Raw genomic sequence first — 20061 nt, forward strand, 5'->3', positions numbered from 1 at the left:
TTTTAGAGACCTCCAATGAATACAAACGGTTTCATCAGCTCTATAAAGTGGTTTACAGAACCTGAAATTAAGTTAAGCACAGGCATTGGATAAATTCCAAGGAAAATAACAACGACGGCCAACGGAATAAGTGCAACAAGTTCCCTTGCATTGATATCATCATTCTTATATATTTTTCCTGTCGGATCCCATGGTCCTTTCCATTTTTCAGGCAATTCACCAAAGAATATTTTCTGTAACGCCCACAACATATAACCAGCTCCCAGAATAATACTTAATCCTGAAATAACTGTCAGGATCGGGAAGGATCTGAAAGCACCAAGGAATACAAGCACTTCTGAAACGAAACCGCTTAATCCCGGTAAACCAATGGCAGCAAAGAAAGCGATGGCCATCACACCAGTATAAACCGGCATCTTTTTGGCCAGACCACCAAAATCGTCCAGTCCGCGGGTATGTGCCCTGTCATAAATAACACCTACAATCATGAAGAGCATGGCAGTAATCACCCCATGGTTGAACATCTGGAAGATCGCACCTACTGTTCCCTCAGGACGCATGGAAGCTAATCCCAGGATAACCAGTCCCATGTGACTTACCGAAGAGTATGCAATCAATTTCTTGAAGTCTCTCTTTCCGACTTTATGCTGACCAAGTGCACATAATGCACCATATACAATACTTATCATTCCGATCCAGGCTATCAGATTCTGGAAATAGCCAAAGGCATCGGGGAAGATCGGAAAAGCGATTCGGATCATACCATAAGCTCCCATCTTCAACAGTACGCCTGCCAGTATAACGGATATCGGCGTAGGTGCCTCCACGTGTGCATCCGGCAACCAGGTATGGAAGGGGAAGATCGGAACCTTAATGGCAAAACCGATAAACAATCCCATAAATGCCACGTACCGTATAGTGGTCGCTGTCCCTCCGAATATAGAGCCTGCCTTGAATACTTCCGGATTCATCATACTAATAATATCGAATGTACCGGTACTTTGATACAGTCCAATCATCACCAGCAACATGAAGACACTACCAACCAGTGTATAAATAAAGAACTTGATGGCCGCATATTCTTTTCGTGGTCCACCCCAGACTCCAATCAGGAAGTACATTGGTAACAACATCAGTTCCCAGAAAATGTAGAACAGGAAGAAATCCAGTGCACAAAATACACCCATCATACCAAGGTCCAGTAAAAGGTACATGGCAAAGTACCCTTTCACAGCCTTTTTAATATTAAATGACGGGAAAATTGCCACGAAAGAAATCAGCGCAGTCAGCAATATCATTGGGACACTCACACCGTCAATCCCCATATAATAATTGATATTCAGGTTTCCAATCAGCGGGAAACTGGCATGAATCCAGCTTAGTTTTTCTACAAACTGAAACGAAGCGGCATCATTTATTCCAGCCTTAGACGAATCGAAGTTGATGTAAATAATGACAGCTAAAATTAACTGAATAAAAGTAATGGCGGCACTCGTCCATTTAATCAGTTTTGATGATAATTCTATTCCTTTCTCATCTTTTCCTTTAGGAATGAACAGGATAATTAATATCCCCAGAACCGGAAGGAAAGTTATCCATGATAAAATCGGAAAATTGAATGTCCCTTGCATATAAGTAATTTTTAGAATCTGTTAGCTAAATAAAAAAGTATACCAAAATTAAAATGCCCATCAGCACAAACACAATGTAGCTCTGAACCTTACCAGTCTGCAGTTTCTTAATCATCGTTCCTGCATAACCCGTAGCATTGGCCACAAGGTTTACCAGACCATCCACCACGTAACTATCAAATAAGCTGGTGAGATAACTGAACCCGCGTGCAAGCCACGAACTGGCATTGACGATCCCGTCAACAATATTTTTGTCGAACCATGAAAATGCTTTCGATATCCCCATCACGCCGGCAATAACTGTGGCATTATACAATTCGTCGAAGTACCATTTGTTGTACAGGAATTTATGAACCGGTTTATACCTGCGTTCCAGGTTATCTGCACTAATATATTTAAACTGATAAATCAGATAGGCCAATAATATTCCTATACCAGCAGTCAAAATAGATATGATCATTGCCAGCACATGTAAATGATGTGTTTCCTCCTGTAAAAGGGTTATGGTACCGCTATGCGCCGCAGAAGCTTCATGCATGGCATGCTCTGTATTTTCAGTAGCCACCTCGTGTTCTGTTGAATGTACAGCAGCTGTTTCATGTTGTTCTTCAGGAATCAGGAAACTGAACTGGTATTCAGCCGGAACCACGGTTGCAGGCTGTTCTATTTTCTTTTCGAACCACCCTTGTGAAGCATTAAACGGATTAGGTGAATAAATAAACCAGAAGGACAAAAATGCCAGAAGAACAAGCGGTGTAACAATGCGCCAGTTGTTTTCTTTTACTTTTGTCGCCACTTCAGTTTTGTGTTCACCATGAAATGCGAGAATGGTTAAACGGAACATGTAAAACGCTGTCATACCGGCTGCCGCAAAGCCCAGGAAAGGAATGATCCAGTGCCATCCTCCGCTAAGTTTGGCATAAGCCAACGTACCGGCCAGGATGCCATCCTTACTTAAAAATCCTGAGGTAAACGGAATGCCGGAAAGCGCCAGAGTTACAACCATAAATGTGCGGTAGGTCCATGGCATATTTTTACGCAGGCCTCCCATATTATTGATGTCCTGTGGATCGGTATGATGATCGTGCATGCGATGCATGGATTCGTGCATGGCGTGGATCACAGATCCGGCAGCAAGGAAAAGCGCTGCCTTAAACCATGCATGCGTTACCAGGTGAAAGAAACCGTTGGTATATCCACCGGTTCCCAGCGACATAATCATATATCCCAGCTGGCTGATGGTGGAATAAGCTAATATCTTTTTAAAATCGGTTTGAACCAATGCGATTGTTGCCGGCATAAATGCAGTGATGGCGCCGATAACTGCAATAACGGTTAGTGCATCGGCTGTAAACATTACAAAAGCCTTGGATACCAGGTACACACCTGCTGCCACCATGGTTGCCGCATGGATCAAGGCAGATACCGGCGTCGGACCTTCCATGGCATCGGGTAACCATACATGCAACGGAAACTGAGCCGATTTACCAACTGCTCCCATAAAAATACAGATGCCCGCAATGGTAAGCATGGTTGGATTATCAAACGGAAGATGACCGGATGCAATACCTGAGAAGATATCCTCGAACATGAACGAATGATAGGTAAAGAACAGGATCATGATTCCTGCAAAAAATCCAAGGTCACCGATACGGTTTGTAATGAAGGCCTTTTTGCTGGCATTGGAAGCTGAATCTTTTTCATACCAGAATCCGATTAACAGGTATGAACTGATCCCAACCAGTTCCCAGAAAATGTACATCATCAGGAAGTTGTTTGAAATCACGATTCCAAGCATTGAGAAAGTAAACAGTCCTAAATAGGCATAAAAAGTAGGATAGCGTCTGTCTCCTTTCATATAAACGGTGGAGAACAAGTGTACCAGGAAACTGATGAGTGTAACCACCATCAGCATGATGGCAGCTATATTATCAATACCTATTCCAATATCAAATTTTAATTGCCCCAGGTTAAACCATTCAAACCTGTTTTGAACGGTGGTGATATCGGCGTATTTAAAAAGCTTGTTAAATGCCAGCGTAAAAGCCAGGATCATATCTATTCCAAGAATAGCCGTTCCGACAATACCACTTTTTCGTCCTAACCTGTTTCCAAAAAAGATATTGGTAATAAAACTCAACATCGGAATGAGGAGCACTAAAACGCTAAGAAACAGCAATATATTTTGTGTCATAATTAAGATTTCCTTTAAATATTACTATTCTTTTAAATCATCTACTTCATCCACATTTGCATGCCTGAAATGCTGATAAATATTCAGAATAATGGCGAGTGCAATAGCCGCTTCCGTGGCAGCCAGAATAATGACAAAAATGGCAGCAATATGACCTTCAATGTTCAATCCGCCAAACTTCGCAAAAGCGATGAAATTTATATTGGCTGCATTCAGTATCAATTCAATACCCATCAATACCAGAATGGCATGCTTACGGGCAATGATACCATACAGCCCAATTGAAAACAGAATCGCGCTGACAACCAAATAATGAACCAATCCTATATGCATAACATTACTTTTTTTTACGTGCTATAAGTGCTGCTCCAACAATGGCAAGTAACAATAACATCGAAGCCGCTTCAAACGCCAGAAGGTAATTAGTCAACAACTCGTTACCTATCTGGGTTACGGTTGAATTAACTTCTTCTGAAGGTGCCGTGTGCCAATCGGTTGAAATGGCCATATAAATAAGTGACCCGGCAATAACAACTGCCAGTACACCGGCAGCCACAACCTGCAGTTTTCCCAGAGTACCCGATTTTACATCAATTCCCGTAATTCGCGATGTAAGAACTACTCCAAAGATGATCAACACCAGAATACCTCCTATGTAGAGCATAAGTTGGGTTATCGCCAGAAAATCGGCTGTAAGCAACACATAGAGACCTGCCACACCAAACAGGGTAAACAGCAGGGCAAATGCCGAATACATGATATTTTTAGACAATACAACAATCGCGCTGAACCCCAGAGTTAAGGCAGCGAGAAAGTAGAATGCTATCGTTACTAAATCCATATACTGTATATCTTGATCTGTTATTTCTCGTCTTTTTTCGGACTGTCATCTTTTTTGGCAGCTGCTGCAGCTTCAGCTTCAGCTGCCTGTTTCTGTTTGTACTCCTCAAGCAAACGCTTCTTTTCTTCAATCTGCACCGGAGTCAGGGTTTGAAACTGGTATACCAGGTTCTCGCGTTTATATTCCGAGTATTCAAATTCCTTAGTATGAAGAATAGCATCAGTAGGACATGCCTGAGTACATAAACCACAAAAGCAACACTTGGCAAAATCAATTTCATATTTTTCCAGCCACATTTTCCGTTCTTTCCCATTCTCGTAATTTTCCTTGTTAGGATCATCGGGAGAAGCCTTAATGGTCTCTATGGTAATGCAATTTACCGGACAGGCTGTAGCACACAAGGTACAACCAGTGCATCGGTTCATCTGTAGTGCCAGACGGTTACGTGCACCGTCGGGTATCGGAAAACGTTCATCCGGATATTGAATGGTCACTTTTTTGGCAAAGATGTGCTTCCAGGTAATTGTCATCCCCTGAAACGCCGTTGATAAGCCTGACCAGATTGTATTAAAATATGCCATTATAAAATCCTATTTCAACATTACGTATAAACTAATAGCAAAAAAGCAAACAAAGGCCGCCGGTAACAATACTTTCCATCCTAAGTACATCAGCTGATCAACCCTGAATCGCGGCAATGTCCAGCGAATCCAAATCTGAACCAACACAATCATAAACCCTTTCAGGATGAACCAGAAAGCGCCCCAAACCGGTCCCTGCATGAAATCGCCAAACGGCGAATTCCATCCACCTAAAAATACTGTTGTCAGGATGGCTGCTACCACAAACATGTTGGCGTATTCTGCAAAAAAGAACATTGCGAATTTTATTCCGCTGTATTCTGTGTGAAACCCTGCCACCAATTCCGATTCACCTTCAGGAATATCGAAGGGTACACGGTTGGTTTCGGCAAGTGACGATATAAAATATGTTATGAAAAGAATCACAGTAAATGGAAAAATGATCCATTTGGCAGCTGTTCCGGGTCCTCCAAAAAGATACCAGTTCCAGAACCAACCGGATTGCATGCTGCTGATATGCTGCAGATCCATGCTGGAAGTCAAAACCACAACAGATAAAACTGCAATGGCTGCAGGAACCTCGTAGCTGATCAGCTGCGCCACTGAACGCATGGCTCCCATCAGTGAGTATTTATTGTTTGATGCCCATCCTCCCATCACGATACCAAGCGCACTGATGGATCCGACGGCAAAAATGTAAAATAGACCGAGATTGATGCTGGCGGGTGTATAGGCCTGACTGAATGGAATAACCGCAAATGCGGAATATGCTCCTGTGAAAATAATGAACGGTGCCGCATTATACAGCAATTTGTTAGCCCTGTCCGGAGTGATATCTTCTTTTTGTAATAATTTAAGAACCTCAGCAACCGGCTGTAAAATCCCCCAGGGCCCGGTTCTCATCGGACCTAAACGCTCCTGTATCCATGCTGAAACCTTTAATTCAGCCAAAATGGCAACAAGCGCATAAACAAGTACAAATCCCAGAGGAAGAAGAATTACAAATGTGACCGCCCAGCCGTTTACACCGCCGAAAAGATCATATAGAAAGTTTGAATTGTCCATTTATATAATGATTCAATTTTTTATTATCTGTCAACTTCACCCAGCACAATGTCGATGCTTCCTAAAATCAGGATCAAATCGGCAAACATATAGCCCTTTGAGATTTCAGGTATTATCGACAGATTCACGAAACTGGTTCCGCGAGCCTTCAGGCGTTCCGGTTTATCAGTACCATTACTAACAATATAAAACCCAAGGTCTCCTTTTGGATTTTCAGCCCTCATGTATACCTCACCGGCCGGTGGTTTAACTCTCTTCTTTACTGCTTCCTGCACATCACCTTCCATCGGCATCTGCTCCAATGCCTGCTCAATAATCCGGCAAGACTCTTCCATCTCACGAACTCTTACGATGTTCCTGTTCCAGCAGTCGCCTACCTTTCCTATTTCGTTGGATCCAACCGGTATATCAAAGTCGAACCTGTCGTAAATGGAATATGGTTCATCTTTTCTCAGATCGTATTTTACACCGGAACCGCGCAAAACAGGACCGCTACAGGCATAATTTATGGCTACGTCAGCCGGAAGGATACCAACATTGGTTGTTCTTTTAATGAAAATACCATTCAGCATTAAGAGATCCATAACCTCTTTATTGGTTTCACGAATCTGCTTAATTGCTTTCAGAATATCCTGTTTAAAATCAGGATAGATATCTCTGGCAAGACCACCAATTTTAAAATAATTATAAAGTAAGCGTGCTCCTGAAAGCTTTTCAAGTATCCAAACAATTTGCTCGCGGTCGCGGAAATAGAACAGGAATGGTGTAAATGCTCCGGCATCAAGACCAAATGTTCCGATGGCTATCTGATGGTTAGCGATACGGTTTAATTCTGCCACGATTACCCTTATATACTCCACCTTTTCAGGAACCTTAATGTCCATCATTTTCTCCATGGCCATTGCGTAAACCCATTCGTTGTTCATCGCAGCAATGTAATCCATACGATCGATGTATGGTATGATCTGCGGATAGGTCATATTTTCACAATGTTTCTCGAAACTCCGGTGCAGGTAGCCCAAATGTGGAATTACCTCGTTTACAATCTCACCATCAACTTCAACTTCCAACCTGAGTACGCCATGAGTAGACGGATGCTGCGGGCCAACATTCAGCCGCATTTTATCGGAACCTAACTGGCTGTACTCGAGATCTAATTTTTTAATATCGCTCATACCCTTATTCGTATCCTATTTTCATCCCGTGATAGGTCTCGGGTGTTACGTAATCTTTTCTTAATGGATAGCCTTCCCAGTCGTACGGACAAAGAATCCGGATCATATTGTGATGTCCTTCGAACTCAATTCCAACCAGATCGTATGCTTCACGCTCGTGCCAGTCGGCCGATTTCCAAATTCTCTCCACAGAAGGAACCACTGGTTTATCTTTTGAAACCATCACTTTAATGACCAGCTTATGCTTAAGCTCCATGGAATACAAATGATAAACCACGCCAACGTTCTCTCCATAATCCATACCACTCAGGCTCATCAGATAATCGAACTGTGTCTGGTCGTGATCGCGAAGTGTATGGCAAATGTCAAACAGTTTTTCGGGGGAAATTATAATATACGGATCAACCGGCTGCTGATCATTCATTTCAATGATTGCATCACCAAATTTGTCCTTCAATAACTGATATATCTCGTTTAATTCCATGTTATACCGCGTTATTTGATTCATCAGCTTCAGCTTTCAGCTTTTTCCGTTTATTGAAAATCGCCTGCTTGCTTATTTTTTCCTGCAGTTTTATCATTCCTTCTTCAAATGCTTCCGGACGCGGAGGACATCCAGGAATGTATACATCTACGGGAATAATCTTGTCAACTCCCTTTAGTACATGGTAACCATGTTCCCAGTAAGGCCCTCCACAGTTAGAGCACGATCCCACAGAAATGACGTATTTTGGTTCAGACATTTGTTCGTAAAGAATCTTGATCCTGTCTGCCATCTTTAAAGTAACCGTCCCTGTAATCATGATAAAGTCTGCCTGGCGCGGACTTGTACGCGGAATGGTACCAAACCGCATAAAATCAAAATGGGAGGCATTCATTGCCATAAATTCGATGGCACAGCATGCCAGACCAAAATGCAAATACCAATTGGATTTACTCCGACCCCAGTTCAATAAATCTTCCACTGTTCCAAGAACAATTCCACCACCATCGTAAGGATCATCCAGTTTATTTAATAAACCCATCGTTAATCAATTTTTTTACCTACAACTAAATCTTCTAATTTTGGAATTACAGGTTTTGGTTTTTCCCAGTCAAGGTCCCCTTTTGCCCATACGTATACAAATCCTGTGAGCAGGATAACGACAAAGATGATCATTTCAATAAATGCAAACCATCCTAGTCCCTTGAATATAACGGCCCACGGGAGCAGAAAGACGATTTCAACATCGAACAAAAGAAAAACCAGCGCGATAACATAGAACCGCACGTTAAATTTTATCCAGGGTTCTCCTATCGGAATTTCACCGCATTCATACGTAGAATTTTTTACCGGATTTGGATGACTGGGACGCACGAGGTAGGATGCTGCAAATCCAATGCCTACAAAAACAAAACCCAGGATAACGAAAAGTAGTATAATACCGTAATTTGAAAGCATAACCTGTTAACTTATCGTTTAAAATTTTTGTTAACTGTCTGACAATGTAATGTTTATATCGACGGGCAGCTTGTTTTTTTGAACCATCAAATATATATTTTTTTTAAAAATCTGTATGCCGAAATGAACTTTTTATATGTAGATATGTTGATTTATCGATTTAATCGGCAATTTTATCCTACCTTAAAAATAGTGTAACATCCAATGAATCTGTTTTTTATGATTTTAACACTTGTAACTAATTTAGAATCAAACTAAAAAGTAAATGCGTAATTTATTTTTAGATTGGATAACCGGTTTATAAATAATAATAGGTTAGGCTATTTATATTGTTTAGGGGACGTTTGACTAATACTTTGAAATAATTTATACAGGTTTTTATCGAATATAGACTTTAATTTTCATCAATTGATTTTAATATCTCATCTATTCTTTCATTTTTCACAATCTGCATTCCAAATCGTTCTTTGGTAATGCCCCCTTTTAATTTATAATTGTAAACGGGAGTTTCCATGTCCATTTTGGATTCAAAACACTTGAAAAAAATATTGTCTTTATTTTTCAGTTCTTCAGCAATTTCAATAATATGAGTAGAGATCAAAAATATACTTCTTTTAATTCTTAAAAGTTCCGAAATAACCATTAACGATGCATCAAATGCATCCTTCACATTGGTTCCTCTAAATAACTCGTCAAAAATTACAACTACATTCTTATTCTTTTCTATCATTGATGCTGCTTCTTTAACCCGCTTAACCTCGCTATAAAAATGGCTATAGCCAAGAGCAATATTGTCGTTAAGATTAATCGTAGTTATCAGTCCTTTAAAAATAGTTGATTCCATTTTTGACGCAGGAACCGGAAAACCTACATGGGCCAGATAAACTGCCAATCCAAATGCCTTTAAAAAAGTGGATTTCCCTGACATATTAGCTCCGGTTAGAAAACACAGATTTTTATGTCTGCCTATTTGAAAATCATTACTAACAGGCCTTTCTAAAACCGGATGGTACAAACCTTCAAGTTTTACATTTGGAATTGCGGAACCGGAATATTCAGGAAAAGATAAATTATATTTTTTTACTGAAGCGGCAACAGATTCAAATACATCCACCTCATAAAGCATTTCCAGAATTTCAGTGATTTTGTTACTATTGGTCCTCCTGAAAAAATTATCCAGCTTCTCTATGTCAACAGCATTTAAATGTGTTTTATCTGCCGTATCTAATATTTCCCGAAATCCTTTTTCGAAAAGTATCTCCTGAATATTATAAAAAATAAGAGATAAATATACGGGAATATCTTTAGTGTGATACTCTTTAGCAAATACAGAAAGATAGTGTAACAGTCCTAATGTTTTTTGTACACCTGTCTTTTTTATATAATAATCATTACTGGATTTTATTTTATAACGCAGCCCTTCATACATTGAACCAATAACATTCTTCCTTGAATCAGCAGTTTTGTATGATCTGTAAAACTCAATAAAATCAATATCTTTTTTAGTGATTTTTAGGGTCACATTTTTTTCGACAAAAAACTTAATCGTATCTCTTCTATCCGTTAATCTGTTTATGTCCGAAATAGGTGTTTTGAGCATCTTTTGCAAACGAATTCCCCCTCCTGTTGTTTTTACATTATCGAATATTGAAAAGATAAGACCTGTTTTTGTACTGCCAATCAAGTCAAGATCACGCAATGTTTGACTATCCACATTAAAATTAACAGGGAGACTTTCTTCCCCAATACCATCCATTTTTGAACGCATTAACGTCCCGGCAGGCAAATAACCATATTCTTCCAGTTGTTTTGACTTTTGTATATTTATTAATGCTCCATCTTTTATTAAAACTAACCTATCACTTATATCAAGTATATTTTGATAATCATGGTCCGTAATAATAAAACCTTTATCATTACTATACTCTTTTATTAACTCCTTTATTTTTCCCTTATAGATCGGTTCAATACCAGAAAAAGGTTCATCAAGAAGAATAAATCTGACATCTAAATTAACAAGTAAGGTTATCTCAAAATACCTTAACTCGCCACCGGACAATTCTTTTGTTCTTTTCTTTAAATGTTGCTTTATTCTTTCGTCAGCAATTAGCTTTTTCCTTTTTTCAGGATCCTTTATAAAAACATGTATTATATCCCTCAAACTAATATTTTCAGGTAAAAAGCTGTGCTGGGGCAAATAAGCAATCAAATTTTTATACTGATACGGTTTATCATAAAATTTATTATCTATTTTAATCGCCTTTTGATCCGCAATCAATGTTCCAAATAATATTTTTAATAGTGTTGACTTTCCACATCCATTCCTCCCCAGAATTCCGACAATCTCTCCTGTTTGACATTTTAAATACACATTAGTGAGTATTTTTCTCTGAGCAAATGTTTTAATTACACTATCTATTTCCAACGTACTACACATAAGAAATTAATCCTAGAAGGATGGCTCCTGTTAATGAGTTAAAAATTAATGCTGACAAATACAATTTCGTCTTTGTTAAAGCATGATTGTAATAAAAAAAGTAATTTCTTTTCTTATAATATTCATAGTAGGCAATACTGCATACAAATCCAACGGTAAAAAAAATAATTATCCAATTGTGTAATAATTGTAGCCAAAATGATGATGGTACTTCTTCAATTGTCGAAGAAATAAATGATGCAACAAGAACCGACGATACGAACGAAAATAAAATATTCAACGGTAATAATGATCGGTAATATATCCAACACATCTTAATCATACTATCATATCTGAATTTGAATATGGTCTTCTTACGATTTTATTTTTTGATGTCACACAACAACAGATAATATCTATTAAAGTAACTAAATTTCAGCTGTTTAATAAAATTAAAAATGCTAAATTGACGATTGTTAACATAAAATCACTTTTTATTCAAAACTCTCCCTAAATTTATTGTATGCTCAAACATTTCAATATAACTGTTTATGGTAATGTTCAGGGAGTCGGATTTCGCTGGCATACCCGCAGAATGGCAGAGACTCTTGGTGTAACGGGATACGTAAAAAACCGATACAATGGCACTGTTTATATTGAAGCAGAAGGAAGTGAAATACAGCTTTCACAGTTTGTAAGCTGGTGTAAAAAAGGACCAGATCATGCGCAGGTTGAACACGTGGATATTACTATAACTGATCTGGTTGGGTTTAATTCGTTTACGGTTAGAAGATAAGTGGGTACCGAGGGCCTCCGCTTAAAGCGAAGCCCTCGGTATGCTCAGAATTCCACCATTATTTTTAAGACCTCTCCCGTATGTTCTGACCAGTATTTAACTGTTTCAGACGCCTGTTCTACTGAAATAGTTTTTGTGATTAACAGGTTTTCATCCAGGTCGCTGCCCTTCAGATATTTAATTACTGCTTCAAAGTCGGATGGATTGGCATTACGTGATCCCATGATTTTCAGTTCCTTCTGTACCCACAGTTTGGTTAAGAAGGATATTTCGCTTCCGGCATAGCCAATACATACCACCCGTCCCGCAAACGCGACTTCTTCTATGGCCGCTTTATAGGTAACGGGATTTCCGGCTGCTTCAACAACAACTGTCGGACCGTCACCGTTGGTTATCCTTTCCAGTTCTTCATGCAGGTTCTGCTTTAGTGAATTAATGGTATGAACAGCTCCAAGTTTTTTAGCTACAGCCAGTTTGTCATCATCAATATCCACAGCTATTACTGTTGCACCACGCAGGGCAGCACGAACAATAGCACCTGTCCCAATCATTCCACACCCCAGAACCATAACGGTATCCAGATCTGTTACCTCACCATTGTCAATGGCGTGAAAGCCAACAGTCAATGGTTCAACCAAAGCCAGCTGACGTGTTGATAGCTGCTCGTCGGTTAATATTTTCTGCCACGGAACCACAATATATTCCGCCATGGCCCCATCGCGTTGCACTCCCAGCGTTTCATTATAGCGGCAAGCATTAAAACGCTTCTGTTTACACGAGGTACACTGTCCACAGTTGGTATAAGGAACCACGGTAACTTTCTGTCCCGCATTGAAGTTTTCAGGAACACCATCACCTTTTTCGATTATTTCAGCAGAAATCTCATGACCCGGAATACGTGGATAACTCACCATGGGATTTTTCCCAAGATAAGTGCTCAGATCCGATCCGCAGAACCCCACGTACTTTATCTTCAGTAAAACCTCGCCTGTTCCTGCCACCGGCATTTCACGTTCCACAACTTTTACTTCACCTGCTTTTATAATTTCTATTGCTTTCATATTCTTTTTAGTATCACGACACAAGTATCAGGTATCATGCTTCGATAAACTCAGCAACCAACACAGTGCTTAATCTTGTATCTTGGTTCTTGTGTCTATATATTATAAACTCTTTGTGCATTCTTAAACAGAATTTGGTCCTGTTCTGTTTGGCTAAATCCTGAAATTATACCTCTTACTATATTAACCCATTGTTCATATTCTGTAGCTACAAGGCAAACCGGCCAGTCAGAACCAAACATAAGTCGCTCGGGACCAAATGCTTTCAAAACCACATCAAAGTATGGCTGAAGCTGTTCTCTGTTCCATGTTTTGTAGTTTGCTTCAGTCACAATGCCACTTAGCTTGCAATACACATTATCGCGTTTTGCAAGTTCATACATATTATTCTTCCAATCCTTAATTTCATTGGTTTTAATTTTAGGTTTGGCAATGTGATCCAATACAAATACCTGATCAGGATGCTTGTCCACAAACCTGATGCTGTTCGGAAGCTGATGTTCAAATATCAGTATTTCATAGAGCAGATCATATTCCTTCAGCAGTGTAATCCCATTATTAAAATCCTGTCCTAAAATAAATTCCGGGTCCGTTTCTCCCTGTACCACATGACGTACGCCTTTCAACCAGAGATTACCTTTATATTTTTCCAAAACAGAATCTAAATCGGGTGAAGCAAGGGGCACCCAACCGATCACGCCTTTCATAAAATCATGTTTTTCTGCCAATGTGAGCAACCAGTCTGTTTCTTCCAATGTTTGTCTGGCCTGAACCGTAATGACCTGTTCAATGCCAGTTCCCTTGATGGTTTGCTGCAGATCATCCGGCAAAAAGCTTTTACGGATAATGGCCATCTCATCATCAATCCAGTCAAACTCTACCGGATTGTACTGCCATAAGTGGTGATGTGTATCAATAATCATCATGTTGATTTATAAAAACGGATACGCCGGATCAATAATCTTTTCTTCTTTTAATGCTTCCCAGAAACCATAAGGCATAGGACGCACGATAACAATCTTGTTCCGTGCCATACGGGTTGGTTTCCCCGGATTAAGAGCTACAGCATTCACCGGTTTGGGTGAATAGGCAAACTGCAGACAGGCATCACCCGGAACCACATTAAACGTATCGCAAACGGCATAGAATTTCTCGCGCCATTCAAATAAATGCTGATCCAGTGGATTTGATACATCTACCAACCGGTAGTCAAAATAGGCACCTCCTGTAAGGAATCCGGCATTAAAAATACCTGAGTTGATAATCCCAACACCATCCTTCTCCAGTTGCATAAAGAAATCAAGAACTTCTCCGGGATGGGAATAAACCGTGAAAGAGTTGGCAAACATGATCCAGTCAAATTTCACATGCTGGTACAACTCATAAATTACTTTCCAATCCTTGGACCCAATGCCAACCGCTTTAACCTTTTTCTTCTTTTTCAGTTCGAACAGGGCTTTATAAGCACCAAGTACATCATCAAAGCGCTTTTTCCTGTCTTCTTCGGATTTAGCTGCTGCAAGATATTCATCGGGATCATGTACCGAAACCAGTTCTGATTTATATGTATCTCCCAGCAACTCACTCCCCTGCTTCCAGCATTCCAGAATGCCTTCGTAGCTAATTTTCTGTACAGCATCGTGTTTAATATTAATCCATGCACCGGGTTCAAATGATGGTTCATCGGTTGTTAGGGGTATGCGATACCATCCCAGCTTATTGCTGATGGTAATATTTAACGGATCAACACCAAGTTCCTTCAGGCCTTTTCCAATGGTTTCAAGTGATAAACCAGCACCGTATTTCCCGGCAGAATCAATCACTACTTTCTTACCATCCGCCACATTGAACCACTCCTTCATCAGTGCCAGCTTTTCCTTCCAGGAAAGTTCTCTGTAAAGGTTTCCAAGATAACTGGTCCCATAAATAATTGGCGGACATTCAATGTTGGTTTTGCCTAAATATTTTGGTTTAATAAATGTCATTTAATCCATTTTATAAATACGTTCCATCAACTGCCATTTTTCATCGGCAGAGGCATCTTCTGAGGTATTCTGAAACTTTGACACATAAGCCTCCCATTCACTCTGCCGTGGTTTTTTTGCCAGATCATGCATTGCAAGGTCATGATCGAAATCCATTATTGTATTCATGATCATGAACAACTGGTTCCCCAAAATGTAAATTTCCATATCCAGAATTCCAACCTCTTTCATTCCTTTTGTAATCTCCGGCCAAACGGCACCGGGTGCATGAACTTTTTTATATGCCTCAATCAATTCCGGATCATTCTTTAGAGTTAAGGTCTTACAATATCGTTTATATTCTGTCATTATACTGCTACTCTTTTGGTTAATGATAACCTGTAATACGCGTAAGAACCTATTACAATAAAACAAACCAGAGGAATAAAGTAAGAAAAGCTTACACCTATTATGTCAATAAAAGCACCCTGTAACGGTGTGATTAATGCACCACCAAGAATCGCCATAATTAAACCGGAAGCACCTACCTTTGTTTCTTCATCCGTCAAACCATCACTTCCCATGCCAAATATGGTTGGAAACATAAGAGACATAAACGCCGATATTCCTATCAATGAATATACGCCGACAATACCTCCAACGAAAATTACACTCAGAGAAAGCAGACCTGCCATTACTGAAGCGGTTAAAAGTAATGTACTGTCTTTAAATTTTCTCATAAGGATAGTAAAGATCCATCGCGAAACACCAAACAATATCAGTGCCCATGAATGATATTCCAGAGCCTGATCGGGAGTCACATGCAAATGTTCAGGGATATAAAAATTTGTGTATGTCCATACCGTAATCTGTGCTCCAACATAAAAAAACTGTGCAATCACGGCAAACGTATAATTCTTTCTTTTGAATAAGGATTTAAAGGTTCGAAACAGATGCAGGTCGGCACTGTTATCAGAAACCTTTGGCATCTTCATGACAGCAATTAATATCCACACCAGCACCAAAACAGCAGCAATAGACAAATACGGAAAAATGACGATGTTCAGAACTTCATTGATCTGATCAGATGCAACCTGTATATTACCCTCTGCATCCAAAGGCATCTTGGCCATAATGAGATAACGGGCCAAAAACACACCAGAAACAGCTCCGATCGGATTAAAAGACTGTGCAAAATTTAAGCGCCGTGTTGCTGTTTCTCTTTCACCCAGTACCAGAATGTAGGGATTTGCATTGGTTTCCAGAATACTTAAACCGCTTGCCAATACATAATAAGAGATACAGAAAAAAATAAATTCCTGTAGCAACGTTGATGGATACAATAAAAGACAACCAATGGCATAAAGCCCTAATCCTACAAGAACCCCTGTTTTATATGAATACTTCCGGGATATCATGGATCCGGGAATTGCCATACAGAAATAACCAAAGTAAAATGCAAACTGAATGAGTGACGCCTGAAACGTACTTAATTCGCCAAATACTGCCTTAAAAACCCTGACAAGAGGATCTGTGAGGTTATTTGCAATACCCCACCACATAAAACAACTTGATAATAAAATAAATGCCAGTGTGTACTTTTTATCCAGTAAAGGCACTTTCTTAGCTATTGCATCCATGTTCTATTGTAATTTTATTCTTATAAATAACTCATCAATGTACATATTTTATTTCTAATCTTCCTTTTCAGGATTATATGTTTTAATGCCGAATGATTTCCCTACTATTTTATGAGCCTCTTCAATGGAACTGGCATACCCCATCGCCACGCTCTGCCATAACATGTTCCCAATGGTTGCTCCTTCCACCGGTCCTGCATGAACCGGAATTCCTACGGCGTTTGCCGTTAACCGGCACAACAATTCCGACTGAATACCGCCGCCAAGCATATGAAGGCCGTCGAACCTTCGGTTTCTGAGATTAATCAGGACATCCAGAATACCTTTGAAAGATGCCGCAAGGCTTTCGTACGCACACCAGAAATACTCCAATGAATTTTTAAACGGCTGACAACCTGCTTCAGACAGCAATTCATCAAATACCAGTTTCATGCTTTCAGGATTGTACAACCTGTTGTCGTTCGGATCAATGGTAATACCGGTTGACCCGGATCCTGAAATGCGTTGTTCCAGTTCACCATACGATAAATCCGGGAACAGCTCCTCCTTAAGTTTCTGGATCAACCACAAACCCATGGCGTTTTTATGCACCTTAATATTCCCCGGAGAGGTAATCTCGTTGGTGATCCCTTCGGTAAAAGCCAGCTCATTAGTGATTGGCATTATGCTCTTCATGCCCATGATACACCAGGTCCCTGTTGAGATATAAGCATAATTATCTGTAGTTGCAGGAATGGCTTCAATGGCAGATGCGGTATCGTGTGAAGGTGCAAGACAAACTTTAGCATCCGGCAGCTCAAACTCGGGTTTAACATTACCAATTACCGTTCCGCAACGTTGTGGTTCAGAAAACTGACCTGACTTAAGCGCCAGTTTTTTCAGGATAAGTTCATCCCATGTGTTCGTTGCAATATGTATCATTTGCGATGTGGAACATAACGATAGCTCGTTATTTAAAACACCACTCAAATAAAATGCTATGTAGTTGGCCATAAAAAGAATAGCCCTGACATGTGCAAATTCTGATTTGTCTTTAACCGACAGAAACTGAAAAAGCGTGTTGAACGGATAAAAGTTGATACCGGTTCGTTCGAATGTTTCTTTCGCTGACAGGAATTCATTCTCCCACCTTTCCTGCATGCCATCTGTCCGCTTATCGCGGTATGCAAAAGGATTGGCTAAAGGTTTCAGAGCGTTGTCAAGCAATACATGGTCCACACCCCAGGAATCAACAGCCACACTTTGAATTGGATAAACCGATAGTTTGACAGCCTTTTCCAGTCCCTTCTTTATTTCATTGGTAATTCGTGCCAGGTCCCAGTGCTCGTGTCCGTTTTCAAATATAATTTCATTGGAAAACCTGTGCACCTCGGTCAGGCTTAGTTTATCAGAAAACTCTCCAAGCATGATCCGGATACTACCTGCGCCCATATCGATTGCCAGACATGAAAACTGATCCATACCCAATAGTATTTAGAATCCTTTACTTCTCAGTTTTTTTGCTTCGTATTCTCCGCCGTTTATAAGATGCATCAACGGAACCGGACGATCTACACCCTCTATTAAACTGGCTCTGTTTTGCCATGGCGCAACCGATAACACATTGGTAAGATCCATCCAGTATTGCAGAACAGCTGGTTTCAATCCGGCGGTCATGTGGAAGTGGTTAGCCGGTGCATACTGTTTGTATTCTGCCATGGTGGCATATTTCGGAACTACCCACGTATGTGGCCAGGTGACATTGGAACTGTTGGAAATAAAGGTTTCCATTTCTTTTGGAAGATCCACTGTGGTTGCTTCATCCCATATCAGGCTGAACATGCCATTTAATTCTGAGTAGGTTAAGCGGCTGGCAATACCGTCAATACCTCCAGGCGATACGAAGTTAACACTGTTTCCTCCACCCGGGAAATAATACAATTCTGCTCCCGGCATAGTGATTCGTTTCAGCAAAGCTTCTGCCTTTTCACCTGGTAAGCCTGCCCAGTTCAGACTGGCTGATCCGGAGTTGTCGCCGTCAACCAAACCTTTTTGCAACCATAGCTCGTTACCTGTAACTTTCAGTCCAAGCTCCTCCACTTTTTTCTTCAGTTCCCACGGTTCCCACACTTTCCGGAAGTCCATAAACAACGGAGGATTACCTCCAGACAACCATGTTTTAAACAACATGGTCAACGTTCCCTGCATATCTGCCTCTGTTCCAAATGGCATCGCAAATTTGGCCCCGTTATGGTCGAAGGTTGAATTAAACAATGACTCGGCCATATCGCAAATTGGCAATGGAATGCCACGACGGTCGCTTCCCCATTCCAGCTGGTTCATAAATGCACCGCCAACCGCATCCAGATCGGTCAGCAGATCGCGCATGATCAGGTACATACTTAACGACTTATCCAGCTTTTCTTCGGCACCTTGTTGTGACTTGTCTATAGATTTCAAATTGGATTCCAGCCAGTTTTTTAAGGCTTTCAGTTCTTCTTTATCGTAATCTTTTTTGTTCAGTTTATCTGCCAGCAATTTCATATCCAGCCTGGTCACCTCCAGACCAAATGTGTTGCGGGTTGCATTGACATGGGTCAAAGCTGTTTCCATGCCCATGGAGTCGTGCCCAAAACAAACCACCCGCCTGCCTTTCAGACCAACATAAGTTACAGCTGCATAGCACCAGTCAATCAACTGATCCAGTGTTTCGGGTTTGATGGCAGGATCCAATCCGTTGTCATCCCAGCTGCCAACATTCAGATGGGTCAACCGGCCCTGTTGTGCAAATGCACCATTAACCGCATGGGCAAATACCACGCCCGGTTTCGGTGCACTGTTACCACAGGTTATATTTAAAGGTGTATCCTTGGGGAAATGTGCCATCAAACTCATCAGGGTCAGCTGAGGAAAGGCCCATGTATCAGGTGTACACACCACAATATTTACACCCTCAGCCTTAAACTGACGAGCCACTTCATCGGCCTGCTTTTCGCCGTCGATTAATATCGGGGACCAAACAACATTTACTGTTTCATTAGCCGGAACCTTAACTCGTTCAGAAATAACACCCGCTATTTTATCTACGATGTTCTGCGTACGTATTCGTGCATCATCATCAATCCTTGGATCACATGCAGCACACACACCGATATTAATGCTGCTTTTTCGTGTTTCTGAAAATCTTTCAGAGAGTCTGACTGCTTTTCCCATGATATATTTTAATTTTGTAATTATTAAACAACTGATTGATTACATCACTATCTATTGAAGTTCA

19 protein-coding genes are annotated in these 20061 nt (G+C 40.4%); 1 reads left to right on the plus strand and 18 read right to left on the minus strand.

Annotated elements, in window-relative coordinates:
* Positions 1-2: 2 nt before the first annotated feature.
* The 11 genes from ACE1ET_RS08450 to ACE1ET_RS08500 form a co-directional block, all read right to left on the minus strand.
* Complete coding sequence (locus ACE1ET_RS08450; protein WP_375727948.1) at positions 3-1631, minus strand: complex I subunit 4 family protein; 1629 nt, start codon at positions 1629-1631, stop codon at positions 3-5.
* Positions 1632-1656: 25 nt separating this feature from the next.
* Positions 1657-3825, minus strand: coding sequence for an NADH-quinone oxidoreductase subunit L (gene nuoL, locus ACE1ET_RS08455; protein WP_375727949.1), 2169 nt, complete (start codon positions 3823-3825; stop codon positions 1657-1659).
* A 24-nt stretch (positions 3826-3849) separates the two neighbouring features.
* Positions 3850-4158 (minus strand): NADH-quinone oxidoreductase subunit NuoK, encoded by a 309-nt coding sequence (gene nuoK / locus ACE1ET_RS08460; protein WP_375727950.1) that lies wholly within the window; start codon positions 4156-4158, stop codon positions 3850-3852.
* Positions 4159-4162: 4 nt separating this feature from the next.
* Positions 4163-4666 (minus strand): NADH-quinone oxidoreductase subunit J family protein, encoded by a 504-nt coding sequence (locus ACE1ET_RS08465; RefSeq protein ID WP_375727951.1) that lies wholly within the window; start codon positions 4664-4666, stop codon positions 4163-4165.
* Positions 4667-4686: 20 nt separating this feature from the next.
* Positions 4687-5247 (minus strand): NuoI/complex I 23 kDa subunit family protein, encoded by a 561-nt coding sequence (locus ACE1ET_RS08470; protein WP_375727952.1) that lies wholly within the window; start codon positions 5245-5247, stop codon positions 4687-4689.
* Positions 5248-5256: 9 nt separating this feature from the next.
* Positions 5257-6312: an NADH-quinone oxidoreductase subunit NuoH gene (nuoH, locus tag ACE1ET_RS08475; RefSeq protein WP_375727953.1), complete on the minus strand. Its 1056-nt coding sequence runs from the start codon at positions 6310-6312 to the stop codon at positions 5257-5259.
* Between the two features lie 23 nt (positions 6313-6335).
* Positions 6336-7487: an NADH-quinone oxidoreductase subunit D gene (locus ACE1ET_RS08480; RefSeq protein WP_375727954.1), complete on the minus strand. Its 1152-nt coding sequence runs from the start codon at positions 7485-7487 to the stop codon at positions 6336-6338.
* A 4-nt stretch (positions 7488-7491) separates the two neighbouring features.
* Complete coding sequence (locus ACE1ET_RS08485; protein WP_375727955.1) at positions 7492-7995, minus strand: NADH-quinone oxidoreductase subunit C; 504 nt, start codon at positions 7993-7995, stop codon at positions 7492-7494.
* Complete coding sequence (locus tag ACE1ET_RS08490) at positions 7973-8512, minus strand: NADH-quinone oxidoreductase subunit B (RefSeq protein WP_375727956.1); 540 nt, start codon at positions 8510-8512, stop codon at positions 7973-7975. Before ACE1ET_RS08490 ends, ACE1ET_RS08485 begins: the two co-directional genes overlap by 23 nt.
* Before the next feature lie 2 nt (positions 8513-8514).
* Entirely contained in the window at positions 8515-8928 is a 414-nt protein-coding gene (locus tag ACE1ET_RS08495; protein WP_375727957.1) for an NADH-quinone oxidoreductase subunit A, read from the minus strand.
* A 394-nt stretch (positions 8929-9322) separates the two neighbouring features.
* Positions 9323-11353: a MutS-related protein gene (locus tag ACE1ET_RS08500; protein WP_375727958.1), complete on the minus strand. Its 2031-nt coding sequence runs from the start codon at positions 11351-11353 to the stop codon at positions 9323-9325.
* A 514-nt stretch (positions 11354-11867) separates the two neighbouring features.
* On the opposite strand from ACE1ET_RS08500, the gene ACE1ET_RS08505 reads away from it, so the two are divergent.
* Positions 11868-12140 carry an acylphosphatase gene (locus ACE1ET_RS08505; RefSeq protein WP_375727959.1) on the plus strand — a complete coding sequence of 91 codons (273 nt, stop codon included), beginning with the start codon at positions 11868-11870 and terminating at the stop codon, positions 12138-12140.
* A gap of 44 nt (positions 12141-12184) precedes the next feature.
* On the opposite strand, the gene ACE1ET_RS08510 is transcribed toward ACE1ET_RS08505, so the two are convergent.
* The 7 genes from ACE1ET_RS08510 to ACE1ET_RS08540 all read right to left on the minus strand — a co-directional run bounded on the left by ACE1ET_RS08510 (position 12185) and on the right by ACE1ET_RS08540 (position 19997).
* A complete protein-coding gene (locus tag ACE1ET_RS08510; RefSeq protein WP_375727960.1) occupies positions 12185-13201 on the minus strand; it encodes a zinc-binding alcohol dehydrogenase family protein in 1017 nt (338 codons plus the stop codon).
* A gap of 95 nt (positions 13202-13296) precedes the next feature.
* Positions 13297-14127, minus strand: coding sequence for an amidohydrolase family protein (locus ACE1ET_RS08515; RefSeq protein ID WP_375727961.1), 831 nt, complete (start codon positions 14125-14127; stop codon positions 13297-13299).
* A 6-nt stretch (positions 14128-14133) separates the two neighbouring features.
* Positions 14134-15186 carry an aldo/keto reductase gene (locus ACE1ET_RS08520; RefSeq protein WP_375727962.1) on the minus strand — a complete coding sequence of 351 codons (1053 nt, stop codon included), beginning with the start codon at positions 15184-15186 and terminating at the stop codon, positions 14134-14136.
* Positions 15187-15534 (minus strand): L-rhamnose mutarotase, encoded by a 348-nt coding sequence (locus ACE1ET_RS08525; RefSeq protein WP_375727963.1) that lies wholly within the window; start codon positions 15532-15534, stop codon positions 15187-15189.
* Positions 15534-16805 carry an L-fucose:H+ symporter permease gene (gene fucP / locus ACE1ET_RS08530; RefSeq protein WP_375727964.1) on the minus strand — a complete coding sequence of 424 codons (1272 nt, stop codon included), beginning with the start codon at positions 16803-16805 and terminating at the stop codon, positions 15534-15536. The genes ACE1ET_RS08525 and fucP overlap by 1 nt, the downstream gene beginning before the upstream one ends.
* 54 nt (positions 16806-16859) lie before the next feature.
* On the minus strand, positions 16860-18266 hold the full coding sequence (locus tag ACE1ET_RS08535; RefSeq protein ID WP_375727965.1) for a rhamnulokinase: 1407 nt from the start codon (positions 18264-18266) through the stop codon (positions 16860-16862).
* 12 nt (positions 18267-18278) lie between these two features.
* Positions 18279-19997, minus strand: coding sequence for a hypothetical protein (locus ACE1ET_RS08540; RefSeq protein ID WP_375727966.1), 1719 nt, complete (start codon positions 19995-19997; stop codon positions 18279-18281).
* Between the last annotated feature and the right edge of the window lie 64 nt (positions 19998-20061).

The sequence above is a fragment of the Quyinboa mangrovi genome (assembly GCF_042219825.1).
GTDB lineage: Bacteria > Bacteroidota > Bacteroidia > Bacteroidales > UBA5342 > JBHJHP01.

Bases quoted from the DNA above. Each gene is read 5' to 3' on its own strand.
- ACE1ET_RS08540 (WP_375727966.1), bottom strand. From the start codon at position 19,997: ATGGGAAAAGCAGTCAGACTCTCTGAAAGATTTTCAGAAACACGAAAA.
- ACE1ET_RS08495 (WP_375727957.1), bottom strand. From the start codon at position 8,928: ATGCTTTCAAATTACGGTATTATACTACTTTTCGTTATCCTGGGTTTT.
- nuoK (WP_375727950.1), bottom strand. From the start codon at position 4,158: ATGCATATAGGATTGGTTCATTATTTGGTTGTCAGCGCGATTCTGTTT.
- nuoL (WP_375727949.1), bottom strand. From the start codon at position 3,825: ATGACACAAAATATATTGCTGTTTCTTAGCGTTTTAGTGCTCCTCATT.
- ACE1ET_RS08480 (WP_375727954.1), bottom strand. From the start codon at position 7,487: ATGAGCGATATTAAAAAATTAGATCTCGAGTACAGCCAGTTAGGTTCC.
- ACE1ET_RS08450 (WP_375727948.1), bottom strand. From the start codon at position 1,631: ATGCAAGGGACATTCAATTTTCCGATTTTATCATGGATAACTTTCCTT.
- ACE1ET_RS08535 (WP_375727965.1), bottom strand. From the start codon at position 18,266: ATGGATCAGTTTTCATGTCTGGCAATCGATATGGGCGCAGGTAGTATC.
- ACE1ET_RS08510 (WP_375727960.1), bottom strand. From the start codon at position 13,201: ATGAAAGCAATAGAAATTATAAAAGCAGGTGAAGTAAAAGTTGTGGAA.
- ACE1ET_RS08505 (WP_375727959.1), top strand. From the start codon at position 11,868: ATGCTCAAACATTTCAATATAACTGTTTATGGTAATGTTCAGGGAGTC.
- ACE1ET_RS08470 (WP_375727952.1), bottom strand. From the start codon at position 5,247: ATGGCATATTTTAATACAATCTGGTCAGGCTTATCAACGGCGTTTCAG.
- ACE1ET_RS08520 (WP_375727962.1), bottom strand. From the start codon at position 15,186: ATGACATTTATTAAACCAAAATATTTAGGCAAAACCAACATTGAATGT.
- ACE1ET_RS08490 (WP_375727956.1), bottom strand. From the start codon at position 8,512: ATGGGTTTATTAAATAAACTGGATGATCCTTACGATGGTGGTGGAATT.
- fucP (WP_375727964.1), bottom strand. From the start codon at position 16,805: ATGGATGCAATAGCTAAGAAAGTGCCTTTACTGGATAAAAAGTACACA.
- ACE1ET_RS08485 (WP_375727955.1), bottom strand. From the start codon at position 7,995: ATGAATCAAATAACGCGGTATAACATGGAATTAAACGAGATATATCAG.
- ACE1ET_RS08515 (WP_375727961.1), bottom strand. From the start codon at position 14,127: ATGATGATTATTGATACACATCACCACTTATGGCAGTACAATCCGGTA.
- ACE1ET_RS08525 (WP_375727963.1), bottom strand. From the start codon at position 15,534: ATGACAGAATATAAACGATATTGTAAGACCTTAACTCTAAAGAATGAT.
- ACE1ET_RS08465 (WP_375727951.1), bottom strand. From the start codon at position 4,666: ATGGATTTAGTAACGATAGCATTCTACTTTCTCGCTGCCTTAACTCTG.
- nuoH (WP_375727953.1), bottom strand. From the start codon at position 6,312: ATGGACAATTCAAACTTTCTATATGATCTTTTCGGCGGTGTAAACGGC.